Source organism: Gluconobacter morbifer G707 (assembly GCF_000234355.1).
GTDB classification, from domain to species: Bacteria; Pseudomonadota; Alphaproteobacteria; order Acetobacterales; family Acetobacteraceae; genus Gluconobacter; species Gluconobacter morbifer.
In genome coordinates, this window is sequence record NZ_AGQV01000001.1 from 932082 (window position 1) to 949719 (window position 17638).

At 58.4% G+C, this 17638-nt stretch carries 12 protein-coding genes and 1 pseudogene; 9 read left to right on the plus strand and 4 right to left on the minus strand.

The features are described 5' to 3' along the window. Nucleotides 1-80: 80 nt before the first annotated feature. Nucleotides 81-1319, minus strand: coding sequence for an imidazolonepropionase (gene hutI / locus GMO_RS04240; RefSeq protein ID WP_008851052.1), 1239 nt, complete (start codon nt 1317-1319; stop codon nt 81-83). 129 nt (nt 1320-1448) lie between these two features. Between hutI and GMO_RS04245 the strand changes: the two genes are divergently transcribed. From GMO_RS04245 to GMO_RS04265, 5 genes and pseudogenes are all read left to right on the plus strand, one after another. Beyond that, nucleotides 1449-2810 carry a formimidoylglutamate deiminase gene (locus GMO_RS04245; RefSeq protein WP_008851053.1) on the plus strand — a complete coding sequence of 454 codons (1362 nt, stop codon included), beginning with the start codon at nt 1449-1451 and terminating at the stop codon, nt 2808-2810. A 21-nt stretch (nt 2811-2831) separates the two neighbouring features. Further along, nucleotides 2832-3632, plus strand: a complete 801-nt coding sequence (hutG, locus tag GMO_RS04250; RefSeq protein WP_008851054.1) for an N-formylglutamate deformylase — start codon at nt 2832-2834, stop codon at nt 3630-3632. Between the two features lie 86 nt (nt 3633-3718). Then, entirely contained in the window at nt 3719-5404 is a 1686-nt protein-coding gene (gene hutU / locus GMO_RS04255) for a urocanate hydratase (RefSeq protein WP_008851055.1), read from the plus strand. 7 nt (nt 5405-5411) lie between these two features. Continuing rightward, complete coding sequence (hutH, locus tag GMO_RS04260; RefSeq protein WP_008851056.1) at nt 5412-6959, plus strand: histidine ammonia-lyase; 1548 nt, start codon at nt 5412-5414, stop codon at nt 6957-6959. Nucleotides 6960-6982: 23 nt separating this feature from the next. After that, nucleotides 6983-8118, plus strand: a pseudogene (locus tag GMO_RS04265) (alpha-hydroxy acid oxidase). Here the strand turns inward: GMO_RS04265 and GMO_RS04270 are convergent. The 3 genes from GMO_RS04270 to GMO_RS04280 are packed head-to-tail and all read right to left on the minus strand — an operon-like array spanning nt 8111 to nt 11215. Next, nucleotides 8111-8644, minus strand: a complete 534-nt coding sequence (locus tag GMO_RS04270; protein ID WP_040507463.1) for a HutD/Ves family protein — start codon at nt 8642-8644, stop codon at nt 8111-8113. The pseudogene GMO_RS04265 and the gene GMO_RS04270 sit on opposite strands and share 8 nt — an antisense overlap. Then, nucleotides 8641-10047 (minus strand): FAD-binding oxidoreductase, encoded by a 1407-nt coding sequence (locus GMO_RS04275; RefSeq protein WP_008851059.1) that lies wholly within the window; start codon nt 10045-10047, stop codon nt 8641-8643. The genes GMO_RS04270 and GMO_RS04275 overlap by 4 nt, the downstream gene beginning before the upstream one ends. Before the next feature lie 13 nt (nt 10048-10060). Further along, on the minus strand, nt 10061-11215 hold the full coding sequence (locus GMO_RS04280) for a histidinol-phosphate transaminase (protein WP_008851060.1): 1155 nt from the start codon (nt 11213-11215) through the stop codon (nt 10061-10063). Between the two features lie 326 nt (nt 11216-11541). Here GMO_RS04280 and GMO_RS04285 point away from each other — a divergent pair, with 326 nt between their 5' ends. The 4 genes from GMO_RS04285 (at nt 11542) to GMO_RS04300 (ending at nt 17592) form a co-directional block, all read left to right on the plus strand. Further along, nucleotides 11542-14169 (plus strand): TonB-dependent receptor, encoded by a 2628-nt coding sequence (locus tag GMO_RS04285; RefSeq protein ID WP_008851061.1) that lies wholly within the window; start codon nt 11542-11544, stop codon nt 14167-14169. Next, nucleotides 14169-15572 carry a purine-cytosine permease family protein gene (locus GMO_RS04290; protein WP_008851062.1) on the plus strand — a complete coding sequence of 468 codons (1404 nt, stop codon included), beginning with the start codon at nt 14169-14171 and terminating at the stop codon, nt 15570-15572. The genes GMO_RS04285 and GMO_RS04290 overlap by 1 nt, the downstream gene beginning before the upstream one ends. Next, nucleotides 15547-16077: a Rid family hydrolase gene (locus tag GMO_RS04295; RefSeq protein ID WP_083813598.1), complete on the plus strand. Its 531-nt coding sequence runs from the start codon at nt 15547-15549 to the stop codon at nt 16075-16077. The genes GMO_RS04290 and GMO_RS04295 overlap by 26 nt, the downstream gene beginning before the upstream one ends. A gap of 111 nt (nt 16078-16188) precedes the next feature. Then, nucleotides 16189-17592: a M20/M25/M40 family metallo-hydrolase gene (locus tag GMO_RS04300; protein ID WP_008851064.1), complete on the plus strand. Its 1404-nt coding sequence runs from the start codon at nt 16189-16191 to the stop codon at nt 17590-17592. Nucleotides 17593-17638: the final 46 nt, after the last annotated feature.

Genomic DNA, 17638 nt, shown 5'->3' on the forward strand with positions numbered 1-17638 from the left:
ACCAAGAAGCGGCAATCCAAAAAACATCCTGGCGAAACAGTTATCTAGACCAGAGGTTGTATGGATAAGAATATACGATTTCATACCACAGGAGCCAGTTTGCCGTCAAAAATCCGATGAATGGGTCTTCTGCCTCCGATCCAGTATGAAAGTTCGTGCGGGCCGGTGATATCCCACAGGAGCATATCTGCAACCTGTCCCGCAGCCAGTGTGCCAGCTATGTTCTGAAGACCCAAGGCCTGGGCGCCGATCCGCGTCACGGCCGAGAAGGTCTCTTCCGGGGTCATGCGGAACAGGGTGCAGGCCATGTTCATGATGCCTGTCAGACTGACGCTTGGGGAGGTACCGGGGTTGCAGTCTGTAGCAAGTCCCATCGGAACATTGTGCTTACGGAACAGGTCTATGGGGGGTATGCGCGTTTCGCGGATGAAATAGAAGGCGCCGGGGAGCAGCATGGCGACCGTACCTGCCCTGGCCAGATCGATGATGTCGTCTTCGACGACATATTCCAGATGGTCGGTCGAGAGAGCGCCGTAACGGGCTGCCAGTTTTGTCCCGCCGCTGTTGGAGAGCTGCTCGGAATGGAGGCGTACAGGGATATTCAGGTCGGAGGCGGCGATGAAGAGCCGCTCGATCTGGTCAGGGGTGAAAGCGATGTTTTCACAGAAGCCGTCAATGCTGTCGATCAGGTTTTCTTTTGCGGCCTGAGGAAGGATGTCTGAGATGAGGTGAGTGACATAGTCGTCCTGACGGCCTCTGAACTCCGGGGGCAAAGCGTGGGCGCCGAGGAAGGTGGCATGGACGCGCACGGGTAGGGCAGCGCCGATGGCGCGGGCGACACGAAGCTGCTTGAGTTCATCCTGCAGGGTCAGCCCATAGCCGGATTTCATTTCCAGGGTTGTCGTGCCCTCGGCGATCATGCGGTGAACGCGACGGGCGGTGATGTCGAAAAGTTCTTTTTCGGTCACGTTGCGGGTCGCATTGACCGTGGAGACGATACCGCCGCCCTTAAGTGCGATCTCCGCATAGGAGGTGCCGTTGAGGCGTTCGGCGAACTCCAGACTGCGGTCTCCGGCGTAAATGACATGGGTGTGGGCATCCACGAGGCCCGGCGTCATCCAGAGCCCCTGTCCCGAGCGGACATCATAGGCCAGATTCGAAGGGACGTCTGGAAGATCGCAAACTGGGCCGACCCAGCTGATCCGTCCGTTTTCAATGCCGATGGCTGCGTTATGGATGCAGCCATAGCCATCCTGCTCCGAAATGAGCGTCGGATCGGCGGTTGCGACATGAATGTCTGTCCAGAGTGTATCCCACATTCGCATTCTTCCTTGGTGGCGCCGAATCCGCCACAGTGGTATATACAAGTCTTGTAATTCCATTATCATCACGCAACCAACGGAAAAAGAAAAGACTTTCCGCATGATGAGGGAAGGAATGTCGAGGTTATGGAACTGTTTGCGGAGCAGGCCCTTCTGCCAGATGGCTGGCGCAGGAATGTAAGAATTACGGTTTCTTCCGACGGGAGATTTGATGCGATTGTCCCGGACTCCGATATGCCTGCCGGAGCTGAGCGGAAAGCGATTGTTGTTCCATCGCAGCTCAGTCTGCATTCCCATGCCTTTCAGCGTGGCATGGCGGGTCTGGCGGAGAGCCGACAGAACCCGGCTGATACGTTCTGGACCTGGCGCCGGCTGATGTATCAGCTCGCGCATCGCATCTCGCCCGCACAGATGCAGGACATTGCAAGCTACCTGTATATGGAAATGCTGACGGCCGGATATACGCAGGTCGCGGAGTTTCATTATCTTCATCATGCGTCGGGTGGTGTGGCCTACGGGCAGGTGGCGGAGATGTCCCTGCGGGTTGGCGAGGCGGCGCATGCGGTTGGGATCGGACTGACGCTTCTGCCGACGCTTTATGAGCGCGGGGGCTTTGATGGTCGCCCTTTGCAGGAGGCTCAGGAGCGGTTCGCGACGACGCCTGAGCTTATTGGCAGGATCGTCAGTGAGACCCGGTCAGCTTGGGCAGGGAGGCCGCTTCTGTCCGTTGGACTGGGGCTGCATTCGCTGCGGGCTGTTGATCTGGAGGCGGCCTCGGATCTTCTGGTGGCGCAGACAGGTCCCGTTCATATTCATGTGGCCGAGCAGCAGAAGGAAGTGGAGGAATGCGTTGCCTCCGTTGGCGCGCGGCCTGTGGAGTATCTGCTGTCTCATGCGGATGTGGACGAGCGATGGTGTCTGGTGCATGCGACCCATCTGTCATCATCCGAGGTCGCAGGCATGGCGCGTTCCGGAGCTGTGGCGGGGCTTTGCCCGATTACGGAAGCCAATCTGGGGGACGGCCTTTTTCCGCTTGAGTCTTATGTGAATGACGGGGGGCGCTTCGGAATCGGAAGTGACAGCAACGTGCTGGTCAGTCCGTGGGAAGAGTTGCGTACTCTGGAATACGGGCAAAGGCTTTTTACGCAGACGCGATGTGCGGCCCTGCCGGCTGAGACTCTGGGCTCTACGGGCGGATGGCTGTACCGTCAGGCTCTGGATGGTGGTCGGCGTGCCTGTGGACTTGAGGCCTGGGGATTAGTGGCTGGTGCCCGGGCTGATCTGTGCGTGCTGGACGAGGATCTGCTGCCGCTGCCGTATCTACAGGATGATGCCGTGCTTGATGCGGCCATTTTCGGATCGCGTCAGCCTCCCGTGAAAAATGTACTGTGCGGTGGGCAGTGGCGCGTGCGTGATGGGCGACACCTGAATCATGATTCCGTGACGGCTGCGTTCCGGCGGACCGTGCGTACTCTTCTCGATCTATGATCTTACAAGGAAAGCCTGATCATGACGGATGTTTTTTCCTTTGTTCCCGGCACGATGCCCGTGCTTGTGACCCTTCCTCACTCCGGCTGCCATCTGACGCCCGGAATGGAAAAGCGAATGACGGAACGGGGACGTCAGTTACCTGATACTGACTGGTATATGGAACATCTCTATGCGGGGGCCTTGTCAAAGGGGATGGGTGTACTGAAGGCTCATCATTCCCGTTATGTGGTGGACCTGAATCGTGGCGCTGACGATGCGGCGCTTTATCCGGGGCGTCCCAGCACGGGGCTTGTGCCATCTCTGACGTTTGATGGACGGCCCATTTACCGGTCCGGGCAGGAGCCGGACGAAAGCGAGATTGCCGAGCGGCGGGAAGCTTGCTGGCGCCCTTACCATGATGCCGTGTCGGCAGAACTGGAGCGGCTCCGTCAGAAATGGGGATGGGCGGTTCTGTGGGATGGACATTCCATCAAATCGACTATTCCCCGGCTGTTTGAGGGGACGCTTCCGGATCTGAATCTGGGGACCAATAGTGGGCAGTCCTGTGCCGGGGAGTTGCAGGCGCGTCTGGAACGCCGGCTGGCAGGAAATGCGGCTTATAGCCATGTCGTCAATGGTCGTTTCAGGGGCGGTTATACGACGCGGCATTACGGGCAGCCTGAGCATGGAATCCATGCCGTCCAGCTTGAAATCGCGCAATCCACCTATCTGCGGAGCGAAGAGGCGCCTTGGCCGATCGATCTGGAAAAGGCGGTGCGTCTGTCGCGGATGATCGACGGTCTGCTGGAGACGGCCCTGTGCTGGCGGCCGGGAAAATAAATCCCGGTGTCATTTCATAAATGGATTGACAATTCCGCAGTGCGATTTGAGTATTGGTATATACAAGTTCATACAGGATAAAGCCCATGAGTGATTCCGGCAGCCGCCTTTCGAATGATCGTGTCATCCGCGCCCCGACTGGTCCTGAACTCTCGGCAAAGAGCTGGCAGACGGAAGCGCCGCTCCGGATGTTGATGAACAATCTTGACCCCGAGGTTGCGGAAAAGCCGTCTGAGCTCGTTGTCTATGGTGGTATTGGTCGGGCGGCACGGAACTGGGACTGCTATGACAGGATCGTCGAGGCGCTGCGTGGCCTGGAAAACGATCAGACGCTGCTGGTTCAGTCCGGCAAGCCGGTGGGTGTGTTCCGGACGCATGCTGATGCGCCGCGTGTGCTGATCGCGAACTCCAATCTGGTGCCGCACTGGGCAACCTGGGAAAAGTTCAATGAACTCGATCGGGCCGGGCTCATGATGTATGGGCAGATGACGGCGGGATCATGGATCTATATCGGGTCTCAGGGCATCGTTCAGGGCACGTATGAGACCTTCGTGGAAATGGGACGCCAGTATTATGGCGGTAACCTGAAGGGACGCTGGATCCTGACGGGCGGTCTGGGTGGCATGAGCGGAGCGCAGCCTCTGGCGGCCGTCATGGCCAGTGCGTCCATGCTTGCTGTGGAATGTGAGCCTTCCCGTATCCAGAAGCGTCTTGAGACGGGGTATCTGGACCGGCAGGTAAAGGATCTGGATGAGGCCTTGGAAATCATTCATGACGCCTGCGCGAAGGGCGAGGCCGTTTCTGTCGGTCTTCTGGGAAATGCCGCGGAAGTCTTTCCGGAACTGGTGCGGCGCGGCATCCGTCCGGATGGTGTGACGGATCAGACGTCCGCTCATGATCCGCTGAATGGATATCTGCCGGCGGGATGGTCGTTGGAGAAGGCCGAGAAGATGCGGCTCACCAATCCGGCAGCGGTCGAAAAGGCGGCGCGGGAGTCCATGCGGCTTCAGGTCGAGGCCATGGTTGCGTTCCATCGCCAGGGCATTCCGACCTTCGATTACGGCAACAACATCCGGCAGATGGCTTTTGACGAAGGCCTTGAAGACGCCTTTGCCTTCCCGGGCTTCGTGCCGGCCTATATCCGCCCGCTTTTCTGCCGGGGTGTGGGGCCGTTCCGATGGGCGGCGCTCTCGGGTGATCCGGAGGACATCTACAAGACGGACCAGAAGGTCAAGGAACTGCTGCCGGACGACAAACACCTGCACAACTGGCTCGATATGGCGCGGGAGAAGATCCACTTCCAGGGCCTGCCTTCGCGCATCTGCTGGGTCGGTCTGGGGGATCGTCATCGTCTGGGGCTGGCGTTCAACGAGATGGTTGCCAGTGGCGAGCTCAAGGGACCGATCGTGATCGGTCGTGACCATCTGGACAGTGGTTCAGTGGCCAGTCCGAACCGTGAGACCGAAAGCATGCGTGACGGATCGGATGCTGTGTCCGACTGGCCGCTGCTTAATGCGCTGCTGAATACGGCGTCGGGCGCGACCTGGGTTTCGCTGCATCATGGCGGCGGTGTCGGCATGGGCTTCTCCCAACATTCCGGCATGGTGATCGTGGCGGATGGTACGCCGGATGCGGCGCGGCGTCTGGAGCGGGTGCTGTGGAACGATCCTGCGACAGGGGTCATGCGGCATGCCGATGCCGGTTACGATATTGCGACTGACTGTGCCCGCGAGAAGGGCCTCGATCTTCCCATGATTACGCGCGGAGCCTGAGATCATCATGACAACCAGTACTTTCACACTCACGCCCGGCAAGATCACACTCGATGACCTGCGGACCTTCTATTTCGGCCAGATGGATGTCCGTCTGGACGACGCGGCCTTTGAGACCCTGCAGCGTGCTGCTGAATCCGTTGAGCGCATCGTCGGGCGTGGCGAGCCTGTTTATGGCGTGAATACGGGGTTCGGAAAACTCGCGAAGACCCGTATTCCCGATGACCGTCTGCGGGATCTGCAGCGCAATCTGGTGCTGAGCCATGCTGCGGGGATCGGTCAGCCGATGCCGGACCGTGTGGTGCGCCTGATCCTGCTGCTCAAGGCCAATGGTCTGGCGCGTGGATATTCCGGTGTGCGTCCGCAGATCGTGCAGCTTCTGCTGGATATGCTGAACCGGGGCGTCGTGCCTGTCATTCCGGAGAAGGGATCGGTCGGCGCTTCGGGCGATCTGGCTCCGCTGGCGCATATGTCGGCCGTGGTGATCGGTGAGGGCGAAGCATTCTATCAGGGCAGGCGCCTGAAGGGCGAAGAGGCCCTGAAGGCGGCGGGGCTTGAGCCGCTGGTGCTGGGGGCCAAGGAAGGGCTCGCGCTTCTGAATGGCACGCAGGCTTCTACAGCACTGGCGATTGCGGCTCTTCTGGATGCCGAGCGGCTGTTTCATGCCGCCCTCATTACGGGCGGCCTGACGCTTGATGCGGCGCGGGGCACGGATGCGCCGTTCGATCCGCGTCTGCATGAACTGCGCGGACAGAAAGGGCAGATCGAGTGTGCAGCAGTCTATCGCGCGCTGATGCAGGGTTCTGCCATCCGGGCATCGCACCTTGAGGATGACGAGAGGGTGCAGGATCCGTACTGCCTGCGCTGCCAGCCTCAGGTTATGGGGGCCTGTCTGGACAATCTGCGTCAGGCGGCGCGGGTTCTGGTAATCGAGGCGAATGCGGTTTCGGACAATCCTATCCACTTCCCGGATACGGACGAAATGATTTCGGGGGGCAACTTCCATGCCGAGCCTGTGGCGATTGCCGCGGATCTCATGGCGATTGCCGTGTCCGAAGTCGGGGCGATCGCCGAGCGTCGTCTGGCGCTGCTGGTCGATGCGCAGATGAGTGGTCTTCCGCCGTTCCTCGTGCAGGATAGCGGGCTGAACTCCGGCTTCATGATCGCGCAGGTCACGGCGGCGGCTCTGGCGTCGGAAAACAAGACGCTGGCCCATCCGGCGAGTGTGGATAGTCTGCCGACCTCGGCCAATCAGGAGGATCATGTCTCCATGGCGACGTTTGCGGCACGTCGCGTCGGCGATATCGTGGACAATGTCCGGACGATCATTGCCGTTGAATATCTGGCGGCCGTGCAGGGGCTTGATTTCCTGGCGCCTCTGGAAACATCCGCGCCGCTGCTTGAAGTCGCGAAGACATTGCGGAAAACTGTGCCTTTCTTTGCCCAGGACCGGCTGTTCACGCCGGACATGGAAGCCGCCCGCGCACTCATCATTGATGGCGCTCTGGGAGGCTGTGTCGGGTCGGGGGTTGCCCTGCCTGCTCTTGAGGGCTGATCGGGACGGGAGAATAACGGGGAATGGACCATCATGGCATCGCGGCCCTGCATCGACGGGCTGACAGGGTTCTTCCCCGTATTTTCCGGGATTATGTAAACGGTGGCTCCCACTCGGAGCGCACCGTCCGGGCCAATCGCCGGGCGTTTGATCGTTGGGCGGTTGTTCCGAAATGTCTGGTGGATGTTTCGGAGTGCGATCTGTCCGGGTCTTTTCTGGGGGCCACGCATCGGCTTCCGTTCATGTTTGCACCGTTGGGTTTTGGCGGTCTGATGTGTCCGGACGGCGAGATCCGGGCCGCGCGGGTTGCGGCTTCGGCGGGTTTGCCGATGGCGGTGTCCACATTCGCCATTCAGTCGCTTGAGACGCTGTCCAGGGTGCCGGGCGTGAATCTGGCAGCACAGATCTATGTCTTCCGCGACCGGGGCATTACCCGCGACATGCTTCGTCGGGCAGAGAGCTGCGGCATCCGGACCATTATCCTGACGGTCGATACGCCGGTCACGCCGCTGCGGCTGCGCGACGTGCGTAACGGATTTCGCAATCTGACACGTCCGTCCTTGCGGCATGTGCTGTCCATGGCGGCGCATCCGTGCTGGACAGCGAGGATGCTGCGCAGGGGAATGCCGAAAATCGGCAATCTGGCGCCTTATGGCATGGGTAGTAATCTGATGGAGCAGGCTAGGAACGCGGCCTTCCAGATTGATCCGACACTGACCTGGAAAGATCTGGACTGGCTGCGATCTGTCTGGCCGGGACATCTGGTCGTGAAGGGGATCATGGATGCCGGAGATGCGCGGTCCTGCCAGAAGGCGGCAGTGCAGACCGTGATCGTTTCCAACCATGGAGGGCGGCAAATGGATCCGGCTCCGTCTTCGCTCTCCGTCCTTCCGGATATTGTCGAGGCCCTGAAGGGCGAGGCGGATGTCATTCTTGACGGTGGGGTGGAGACGTCGTCACTGCTCTGGCGCTGGGCGCGAAGGCCGTAGGGATTGGGCGTCCATGGGCCTGGGCACTTGCTGCCGGCGGTGAGAAAGGCGTTCGCAGTCTGGTGGACGGATTGAGCGGTGAGATCCGCGATGTCTTGCGTCTGGGCGGGATGGTAGATCTGGCATCGCTACGGGCAAAGGAAGCGGAGGCGCTCCGGCCTGTTAGCTGACTGCGTAGGCGATCTGGCCCGCTTTCAGGACGGTGATTTCAAAGGGAACGTCGCCAAGAAGACTGTCTCCGGGCGTGAGTGTGTAGCGTTGCTGTCCTGCCATGACGTCCCAGTGGCCCCGTACGGCGATGAAACCTGACAGAGCACCTGAGGGTGGGTTTTCCGGTGTGATAGTGATCAGGTTCGGGCCTGTGCTGCGGTCAGGACGCATCAGGTTCAGGACTTCGACCGGACCATGGAGAGGCATGCCTGTCAGAGGCAGGTCGCCGCCGAACTGGATCAGGCCGCCGGCCTGATCCAGCAGAAGGGGTGGAGCACCCGAGGTCGGCAAAAGCCGGACGCCCTGTCCTTTCAAAAGTCCCATCTGTCTGATCAGGCCTTCGAAGACGGAAAACGGCGCAGGTCGGGCGATGGAGGCGACGCTGAGCCGCCATTCCCGTTGTTCGGTCAGCAGTCGGGTGGTCCCAGCTCCGTTTTTCCAGGGAATGTCGGGCACTGTGTGCAGGCGGATGTGACGGAGGGTCATGGAGTGTCTTCAGGAACAAGTTTGCCCGGATTGAGGATGTTTTTCGGATCCAGTGCGGTCTTGATGGCACGCATGACAGACAGGGCAGTGGGCTCGTGCTCTTCAGTCATGAAAATCTGTTTTGCGAGGCCGATACCGTGTTCGCCGCTGGCGGAGCCCCCCAGAGAAAGGGCACGGCGGATGATTTTGTGATCCAGTTCGAGAGCGCGTTTTTCGGCTTCCGGGTCATTGGGCGGGATCAGGGTGACGGTGTGGAAATTGCCGTCACCGACATGGCCGACAATGGGGGCCAGCAGGCCGGAAGCGTCAATGTCGGCTCTGGCGCCAGTCATGAGTTCCGTCAGGGCGGCAATGGGAACGATGGCGTCCGTGGTGATACCTTTGTAGCCAGGGCGATAGGCCATGCAGGCCCAGAAGGCGTCATGGCGCGCTTTCCAGAGTGTATTGCGCTCTTCGGTTGCGGTGGCCCAGCGGAATGACTGTCCGCCCTGACTTTCCACGAGATCACGCAGGATCGCTTCCTGTTCTGCCACACTGCCGGGGGAACCTGTCAGTTCGAAGAACATGGTGGGCAGGGCTTCATATCCCGTAAGATGGGAGTAGTGGATGCAGGCATCCATTTGGACGTCGTCGAGCAGCTCCATCCGGCCGACCGTCAAGCCGCACTGGATCACAAGGACGGCCGTTTCCACGGCGCTGGCCAGGGTCGGGAACTGGCAGACGGCGGCACCAATGGCTTCGGGGATGGGATGCAGCTGGGCCTGGATTTCCGTGATGACAGCCAGTGTTCCTTCCGAACCGATAAGCAGGCTGGTCAGATCGTAACCTGTGGCGGCCTTGCGGACGGCGCCTCCGGTATGGAGGATGCGTCCATCGGCCAGAACAGCGGTGAGGCCCAGTACGTTCGCGCGCATGGTGCCGTAGCGCATGGCGCCCGTGCCGGAAGCCCGGGTCGCGCACATTCCGCCGAAAGTTGCCTCGCCACCCGGATCGACAGCGAAGAACAGGCCCAGCGTCCGGAGATGAAGATTGAGTTCCTGCCCCGTCACGCCGGCCTGCACGCGGCAGGTCAGATTCTCGGGTGAGACGTCGAGGATCTCCGTCATCAGGGCGAGGTCGAGACTGATGCAGCCTGGAACGGGTGTTAGTTGTCCTTCGAGGGAAGTACCGCCGCCGAAGGGGATAATGGGAACGTTTTCCTCGTGGCAGATCCGCAGGGCGTCGGACACGTCCTGCGTGGTGCGGGCGAACAGGACATAGGCTGGCAACAGCGTCTGATCTGGGTGGCGCCATCCTTCGCCGTGGGCGTGATGATCCCGGACTGTCTCGTTGGCGGTCAGGCGATCCCCGAAGAGCGGAGCGAGACGCCGGGCGGCGTGGTCGGCGGCAAAAGTGCCGGTCATGACGCTTTCCTTCTCAGGCTGCGGACGTTTGCAGAGGAGCGCGGACGTGATCGAGGGCTTGTAGAAAGGCCTGGCTGTCTTCGGGGCGGCCAATGCTGACGCGGACCCAGTTCTCGTATCCCTTTTCTTTCCATGGTTTGACGATAACGCCTTCCCTGAGAAGGCGTTCAGCCAAGGGTGCGGCGGCTTCGCGGGCGTCAAAGAACAGGAAGTTGGCGTAGGACTGCGCAATGAAATAGCCGCGTTCTTCCAGTGCGGCTTTCAGAATCGTCCCTTCGCTCAGGGTTGCTTCCACCGTTTCGCGCATATGGTCCTGGTCGAGAAGGCTCAGCCGGGCCATTTCGAGCGCTGCGCTGTTACTGTTGAACGGGTCGCGGACGCGCGTCATGATGGACGTGAGACCACGATCCGATGTCAGGGCGTATCCCACTCTCAAACCGGCCAGACCATAGGCCTTTGAAAAGGTTCTCAGAACCATCCAAGGCCTGGACTGGTTTTTGAGGATGGAGAGGCTGTCGGCATAGTCCGGGTTGGAGCGGGCATATTCCCAGTACGCTTCGTCGATGACGATCAGCGTTTCCGGCGGGCAGGCATCGATCAGCTTCTGCATGGCTTCACCTGTCATCATGCAGCCGATGGGATTGGACGGGTTTGAGAACATCAGAATCTTGAGGGGGCCTGATGTTACGGCCTGATGCAGACGGGAAAGGTCAAAACTGGCATCCGCCGTCATGGGGACAGCGTCTGCCCGGGCATCCATCATCTGTGGCCAGATCAGATGCAGGCCGAAGGACGGCAGAACGGTTACGAGGCGCTCACCAGGAGACAGGAAGGCTTCGCAGATCATTCGGATGATCTGCTCGGAGCCGTTTCCGATAACGATATGGTCCGTGTCGATTCCGGTCTGGCGGGACAGCTCTTCCCGAAGCCCCTCAGCGGAAGCATCCGGATAGCGGAACAGACTGGAGGCAATGTCGGTCCAGTGGCCAAGAGCAACGGGGGATGGGCCGTAAGGGTTCTCGTTGCTTCCCAGCTTGGTGATCCGGGAGAGGCCGTATTTTGCTCTCACGGCATCTTCCGACAGGCCAGCATTGTAGACCGGCAGCTGACGGACTTCAGCGCGGGCCAGAGAAGGGGAAGATGTCCGGCAGTCAGAAGCGGCAGTCATGCGTGAGCTCCACAGGAAGGAAGAGGTTGGTGGCTCTGTGAGAGAAAATCATCCAACTTGTAAATACAACCATAGATTCTTCGGGATATCCAGAGCCACAAAAGGTTTCGAGGATGTTTTTCCAATCTTTTGTATAGCTTTCTGAACGAGATGGAAGAGGGGTGATTCGAGGAAGTTGATGGAAATATAACACATTGATTAAATGGTATTTTTAAACAGATTTTGCAGATCAGCCCTCTCTGCGGGGACGGTAACTGGCATGCTACAGGACCTAAAAAGTCGGTTCGGTATCAGAATAGACATAGACAACTGTTTTTTGGAATGACATGGTCTATTCCGGAAAGGCGATATGCCTCTCAGTTTTCTCTGTAGCCTGTCAGCGACTGATGGTGTCTCCTCAACGTCTGCTTTTGGGAAAGTACGGGAATATGATGTTGAAAAATAACATTCCATCAGCAGATCGGTATGCCTGTTGTTTTCCCATCCCAGGAGCCAGATCGCGTCTGTTTCTAAAACGAAAGGGATCATCGTCGTTTCTGGTCTGGGTATTCGCGACGACTGCTTTCTCCTGTTGCTCAGCCCAGGCCGCCGATCCCACGAAGCAGACCCGTTCTGTCGTCCATCATAATGCTAGCAAGACACCGCGGGCAGCTCCTGTCCACGTGAAAGCTGCGCGTTCCCGGCGTGCGACGGCGCGTGAGGCACTGGAAAGCGAGAGCATGCATGTGACGGCCCGCCATGTCCCTCATGGCGCTGTTACGACCGTTTCATCGGAAGCGCTGGCGGATGCCGTGCCAGGGACCAATCCTCTCAAGGTGCTGGCGCGTCAGCCGGGTATCATGTTCCAGTCCGATGATCCGCAGGGCATGGATACCTGGTCCACCCAGTTCTATATGCATGGTTTCCAGCAGGACCAGATCGGCATGACGCTTGATGGCATTCCCCTGGGCGATCAGGAGTTCCATACCTTCAATGGGCTGAATTCCGTCAATGCGATCTCGGCCGAGAATGTCGGGCGTATGGATGTCTCGATGGGGGCCGGGGCTGAATCCGTTGCCAGTACCAGCAATCTGGGTGGCGCTGTCGAGTATGTGTCTTCCGATCCCAAGCACAAGGCCGGCGGGCTTGCGTCACAGACATTCGGATCAAACAGCGGGTTCCACACGTTCCTGCGAATGGACAGCGGCGACCTGAACAAGAGCGGGACGCGGTTTTACGTGTCCTATATGCGTAACTCGCAGGACAAGTGGAAAGGCGGTGGGGACCAGTTCGGGCAGCAGGTCAATGCCAAATTTGTTCAGCCGATTGGTGAACGCAGCAGGATTTCGTCCTTCTTTGATTACAACCTGACGCAGAGTTATCTGTATCAGGACATGTCTTTCGACATGCTGAAGAATGGCGGATACGGGATCGACAATTTCTACGGGACGCCCAATGCCTACAAGAAAGCCTATCTGTCTGCACTTTCAGCAAATGGTCTGCCGGGCGGTGCGTTGCCGGCAGGTTATTCCAAGATGTCTGATCCGTGGGATGCATCCTATTATGATGGTGCACTGGTTGAGCGTGACTATCTGGGTGGGCTGAAGGCCAATCTTGCCCTGACGGATCGCCTGTGTTGGGAAAGCGTGGTGTACGGGCATGGCCAGTATCTGCGCGGAACCTGGGCAAACCCGTATGTTTCATCCCCTAATGGTGCGCCGCTGATCGATCAGGCGACCGTGACGCATTCACAGCGTTTTGGCTTTACGTCCGCCCTTCATTATCAGATCGCGCATAATGATATCAGCGGTGGTGTCTGGTACGAAAATTTCCATACGGATGTTGGGCGGTTCGGATACGAAGAGCCGCTGCTTTCGGATGTGGAGGCCGGGCGTGCCAAGCCGATCAATTCAGTAGGAGAACTTCCGGATCCTTACGCCACCCTGTGGGGACAGAATCTCAATTCGAACAGTTTCACCGCTTTTGTTCAGGATACATATCACGTCCTTCCCAATCTGGCCCTGCATTTCGGGTTCAAATCGCTTCTCCAGACAGTGCGGGGAGGGCAGTACGCCAATGACGAGAGCTATACGGGTGTTGGCCAGATTGCCGGGGGTAGTATTACGACAGCCAAGGCGTTTCTGCCGCATTTCAGCGGTGACTGGCATTTCCTGAAGCATCATGAGCTTTATTTCGATATTGCTGAAAACGTAAAATCCTATCCAGTCCAGGCTTTCAAGGAAGGGGCTTCACCATTTTCCGTCTCCCAGTCCGCGTATAACCAGCTGCTGCAGAATGGCGGATTAAAGCCTGAGACGGACTGGAATTTTGCGGTAGGGTATCGTTTCACGCACAAATATGCCCTGGCTTCCATCCACGCCTACAGGACGAATTTCCACAACCGCTTGCAGCAGGTGACATCGGGCTCGATCGTCAATCCGGTTTCCACGGTTGCGAACGTGGGTGGCGTGACCATGAACGGTGTGGATGGCGGGTTGACGCTGATGCCCGTCAAGGGGCTCTCGCTGTATAACAGTATAAGTTATAACCACGCGACCTATGACAACAACGTCACTGAAGCCGGAACGACTTACCATATCAAGGGGCAGCAGATCGTTGCGTATCCACGCTTCATGTACAAGGCGAGCCTGGCCTATGAATGGCGCAACTTCTCGGCGCATCTTGATACCCAGTTTCTTGGTACACGCAATTACAGCTATACGGGAGACATGAAAATTCCCTCCTACTGGATCGAGACGCTCGGCGCGCGGTATCGCTTCGGAAACCTTGGGAAATATTCGAAAAATCTCGATTTCGTCCAGAACCTGACATTTGAATTCAATGTCTATAACCTGACGAACACGAAATATATTTCAACCATGGGTGAAAACGGTGTGCCGATGTCGGGTGATTATCAGTCCTTCCTTGTAGGCGCGCCGCGTCAGTATTACGGCACGCTCAAGGCGGAATTCTGATGGGGGAGCAGGTGTACGGGGCTGAGATCCGCCAGACTGTCGAGGTTCATACAATCTATCGCATCCCGACGGAACACCGGCACGGACGTGTCCCCGACCTGTTCACCGTTTGGTTCAGTACGAACATGACCCTCCTGACCATCGTGACCGGAGCACTGGGACCAAAGATTTTCGATCTGTCCCTGATCTGGGCGATCGTGGCGGTGATTGGCGGCAATCTAGTTGGAGCGGTCTTCATGGCGCTCCATGCCGCGCAGGGGCCGGTTCTGGGCGTGCCGCAAATGGTGCAGAGCCGAGGGCAGTTCGGCGTCTGGGGCGCGGTTCCCATCATTGTTCTGGTCGTGCTGATGTATATCGGTTTTGCGGCCTCGAACTGTGTGGTGGGGGGCGAGGCGCTTGACGATGCGATGCCCATGCTGGGGCGCGTTCCGGCTGTTCTTCTGCTGGCGTTTATCAGCCTTGTTCCCTGCATTCTCGGCTACGGTGCCATTCATGCCTGTTCAAAGGCTGTGACGTGGTTGTCCGGGATTGCGGTCATGTACTGTCTGGTGGTCGGGTTCGGGCATATGCCAGCCACCCTCCTGACAGACATGCATGGTTCGATCGCCGGCTTCTGCGGCATGTTTTCGATTGCGGCGCTCTGGCAGATTGCCTATGCGCCGTACGTTTCCGATTCATCACGATATCTGCCTGAAGACAGTCTTTCCGTCAGAAACACGTTCTGGGCGAGTTATGCCGGGACTGTGCTGGGAACGATCCTTCCGATGGTACTGGGGGCATTCCTGGTTCTGCAGTGGCCCGGAGAAAGCGTGGTGCAGTCGCTGGGACATCTTGTGGGAGTCTGGGGGGCGCCGGTTCTGGTTATTCTGTCCCTGTCGATCGCTCTTGCCAATGCCATGAGCGTTTACTGTGGAGCGCTGTCGAGCATCACGATTATCCAGACCTTTCTGCCGGAGTGGCGGGCGGGTCTGAAAAGTCGGGTTGTCCTGACATGCGCGCTGCTGGGCCTGTCGCTGTTCTTTGCGCTGGGGATGGCGGACAGCTTCATGAAATCCTATGCGGCTTTTCTGGATATCCTGATGGCAGTCATGGTGCCGTGGACGGCGATCAATCTCTATGACTACTATGTCCTTCGTCATGGCGACTATGACGTTGATTCATTCTTTCAGAAGGATGGCGGCATATACGGTTATGTAAACTGGTCCGCTGTCGGAAGTTATGTTCTGGGCGTTCTTGTCGAAATACCGTTTCTGAAGAATGAATTTTTCACAGGATTTTTCGTCCCTTATCTTCATAAGGTGGATATTTCCTGGCTGGTCAGTCTGATTGTGACCAGTCTGTTCTATTCGTTTGTATCCCGAAGGAGCAGTGGCGTTGATGCTTCGCGTCCTTTCTCCTGCTAGCGTGCCGGGATACATGCGGAGCAGGGGGCGATGGCTGTGGCTGGCGGTCAGCGCGGTCGCGGGCGTGCAGGATGTGTCTGCACAGACTGTGCAGCGGTATTCCGACCCAAGGGATGATTTTCCGATATCCGCAGCGGTTAAGGTACAGGCCGGAGCAGAGACGGTTTATGTCTCCGGTCTGGGGCCTGCGCCGGACAGGGCCTCTGGTACAACAACCGCAGAGCAGACTCAGAGCGCTCTGGACCAGATCTCGGCGGCGCTCGGGCATTTCGGGATGACGCTTCGGGATGTCGTGCAGATGCATGTCTATCTGGTGGCTGATCCACGTCTGGGGCACATGGATTTCGCTGGTATGATGAAGGCCTATCAGACCAGGTTCAGAAGCGGTTTTCCGGCACGGACCGTTATCGAAGTTCCGCATCTGACCAATCCTGACTGGCTGGTCGAGATTGACGTGATTGCATCCAGGAATGGTGCAGGACAAAAACGTTTTCCTGCGCAATGATGTTCACGGCAGGATGACAGAACGGTGTCTGGTCACAGGTTCAATTCTTAGGCAATCAAAAAGGGGTAAGGCATGACTGTAATCAAAAGGACGCGGATTTCTCGGAACCGGATGCGCAAGATGCTGCTGAAAGGTGGCTTTCTGTTGCTGGCTGGCGATCTGACGGCCAGCCGGGCGATCAGCGCTACGGCAGATCATCATGCCGCGGCTGAACAGGCCCTGGATCTGGCTGAAAAATCCATCGCGCTGCGCTCGGTGGCAGGCCCTGGGAACCAGACGCCGGAAGTGGCGGCCCTGTTCCGCGATGCGCTGATCAAGGGAGGCTTTGCTCCGTCCGATATTACCATTACGCCTTACAAGGACACGGCCTATCTGATTGCCCGCTGGCCGGGGCAGGATCCGTCCCTCAAGCCGCTGGTGATTTCGGGACATATGGATGTTGTGGAAGCCAAGGCGTCGGACTGGACGCATGATCCGTTCAAGCCGCAGATCGAGAACGGCTACCTTCTGGGGCGTGGTTCAACGGACATGAAGCTGGATGACACCCTGGCCATTGCAGCGCTTCTGGAACTGAAGAAGGAAGGTTACAGGCCACGGCGGGACATCATCCTCGAGTTTTCGGGGGATGAGGAAACCACGATGGCGACGGGCGCCGTCATCGCGGACAAGCTCACCAATGCCGAACTGGTTCTGAACATGGACGGCGCGAACGGCACGCTCGATGAAAAGACGGGCAAGCCGGACTATTTCACATGGGAAGGGGCGGAAAAGAATTATGCCGATTTCCGTCTGATCGTGACCAATCCGGGGGGGCATTCCTCCGAGCCGCGCCCGGTAAATGCGATCGACGAGCTTGCGGCTGATCTTCTCCGGATCCAGCAGTATCGCTTCAAGCCTGAGGTCAATGATCTTAGTCGCAGCTATTTCCTGAATGCCGCACGGTGGCAGAAGCCTGAGCTTGCGGCCGCCATGAAAGCTTTTGCCAGGAATCCTGCGGACGAAAAGGCTATTCGCACCCTGTCTGCTGACCCGGCCTATATCGGCCGGATCGGGACGACCTGCGTCGTGACCATGATTGAGGGTGGTCATGCGCTGAATGCCCTGCCGCAGAAGGTGACGGCCAATATCAACTGCCGGATTTTTCCAGGCCATCCGCGCTCAGCCATTATGGAAGAACTGCGGAAGGCTGCTCAGGACCCGTCCATGAAAATCGAGGATGCAACGGAAGGATCAGTCCAGACCGCAGCGTCTCCGATGCGTCCGGACGTGATCAAGGCCATCGAGCATGGCATGCAGGTCGCCTATCCGGGCGTTGCGGTTTTTCCGGCCCTGTCTTCCGGGGCAAGTGACAGCATGTGGTTCCGTTCGCATGGCGTGCCGAGCTATGGCATCAGCCCCATCTTCATCAAGAACTCGGACTCTTTCATGCATGGTCTGAACGAGCGCACGCCTGTCTCCAGCATTGCGCCTGCTCTGGAGGATCTGCTGGTTCTGATTCCAGATCTGTCTCGCTGAGATCGGACGATCGGAACGGGAACAGGGCTGGCGTGAAGGGGTGAGC

Bases quoted from the DNA above. Each gene is read 5' to 3' on its own strand.
- GMO_RS04280 (WP_008851060.1), bottom strand. From the start codon at position 11,215: ATGACTGCCGCTTCTGACTGCCGGACATCTTCCCCTTCTCTGGCCCGC.
- hutI (WP_008851052.1), bottom strand. From the start codon at position 1,319: ATGTGGGATACACTCTGGACAGACATTCATGTCGCAACCGCCGATCCG.
- hutU (WP_008851055.1), top strand. From the start codon at position 3,719: ATGAGTGATTCCGGCAGCCGCCTTTCGAATGATCGTGTCATCCGCGCC.
- GMO_RS04300 (WP_008851064.1), top strand. From the start codon at position 16,189: ATGCGCAAGATGCTGCTGAAAGGTGGCTTTCTGTTGCTGGCTGGCGAT.
- GMO_RS04295 (WP_083813598.1), top strand. From the start codon at position 15,547: ATGCTTCGCGTCCTTTCTCCTGCTAGCGTGCCGGGATACATGCGGAGC.
- GMO_RS04285 (WP_008851061.1), top strand. From the start codon at position 11,542: ATGGTCTATTCCGGAAAGGCGATATGCCTCTCAGTTTTCTCTGTAGCC.
- hutH (WP_008851056.1), top strand. From the start codon at position 5,412: ATGACAACCAGTACTTTCACACTCACGCCCGGCAAGATCACACTCGAT.
- GMO_RS04290 (WP_008851062.1), top strand. From the start codon at position 14,169: ATGGGGGAGCAGGTGTACGGGGCTGAGATCCGCCAGACTGTCGAGGTT.
- GMO_RS04245 (WP_008851053.1), top strand. From the start codon at position 1,449: ATGGAACTGTTTGCGGAGCAGGCCCTTCTGCCAGATGGCTGGCGCAGG.
- GMO_RS04275 (WP_008851059.1), bottom strand. From the start codon at position 10,047: ATGACCGGCACTTTTGCCGCCGACCACGCCGCCCGGCGTCTCGCTCCG.
- hutG (WP_008851054.1), top strand. From the start codon at position 2,832: ATGACGGATGTTTTTTCCTTTGTTCCCGGCACGATGCCCGTGCTTGTG.
- GMO_RS04270 (WP_040507463.1), bottom strand. From the start codon at position 8,644: ATGACCCTCCGTCACATCCGCCTGCACACAGTGCCCGACATTCCCTGG.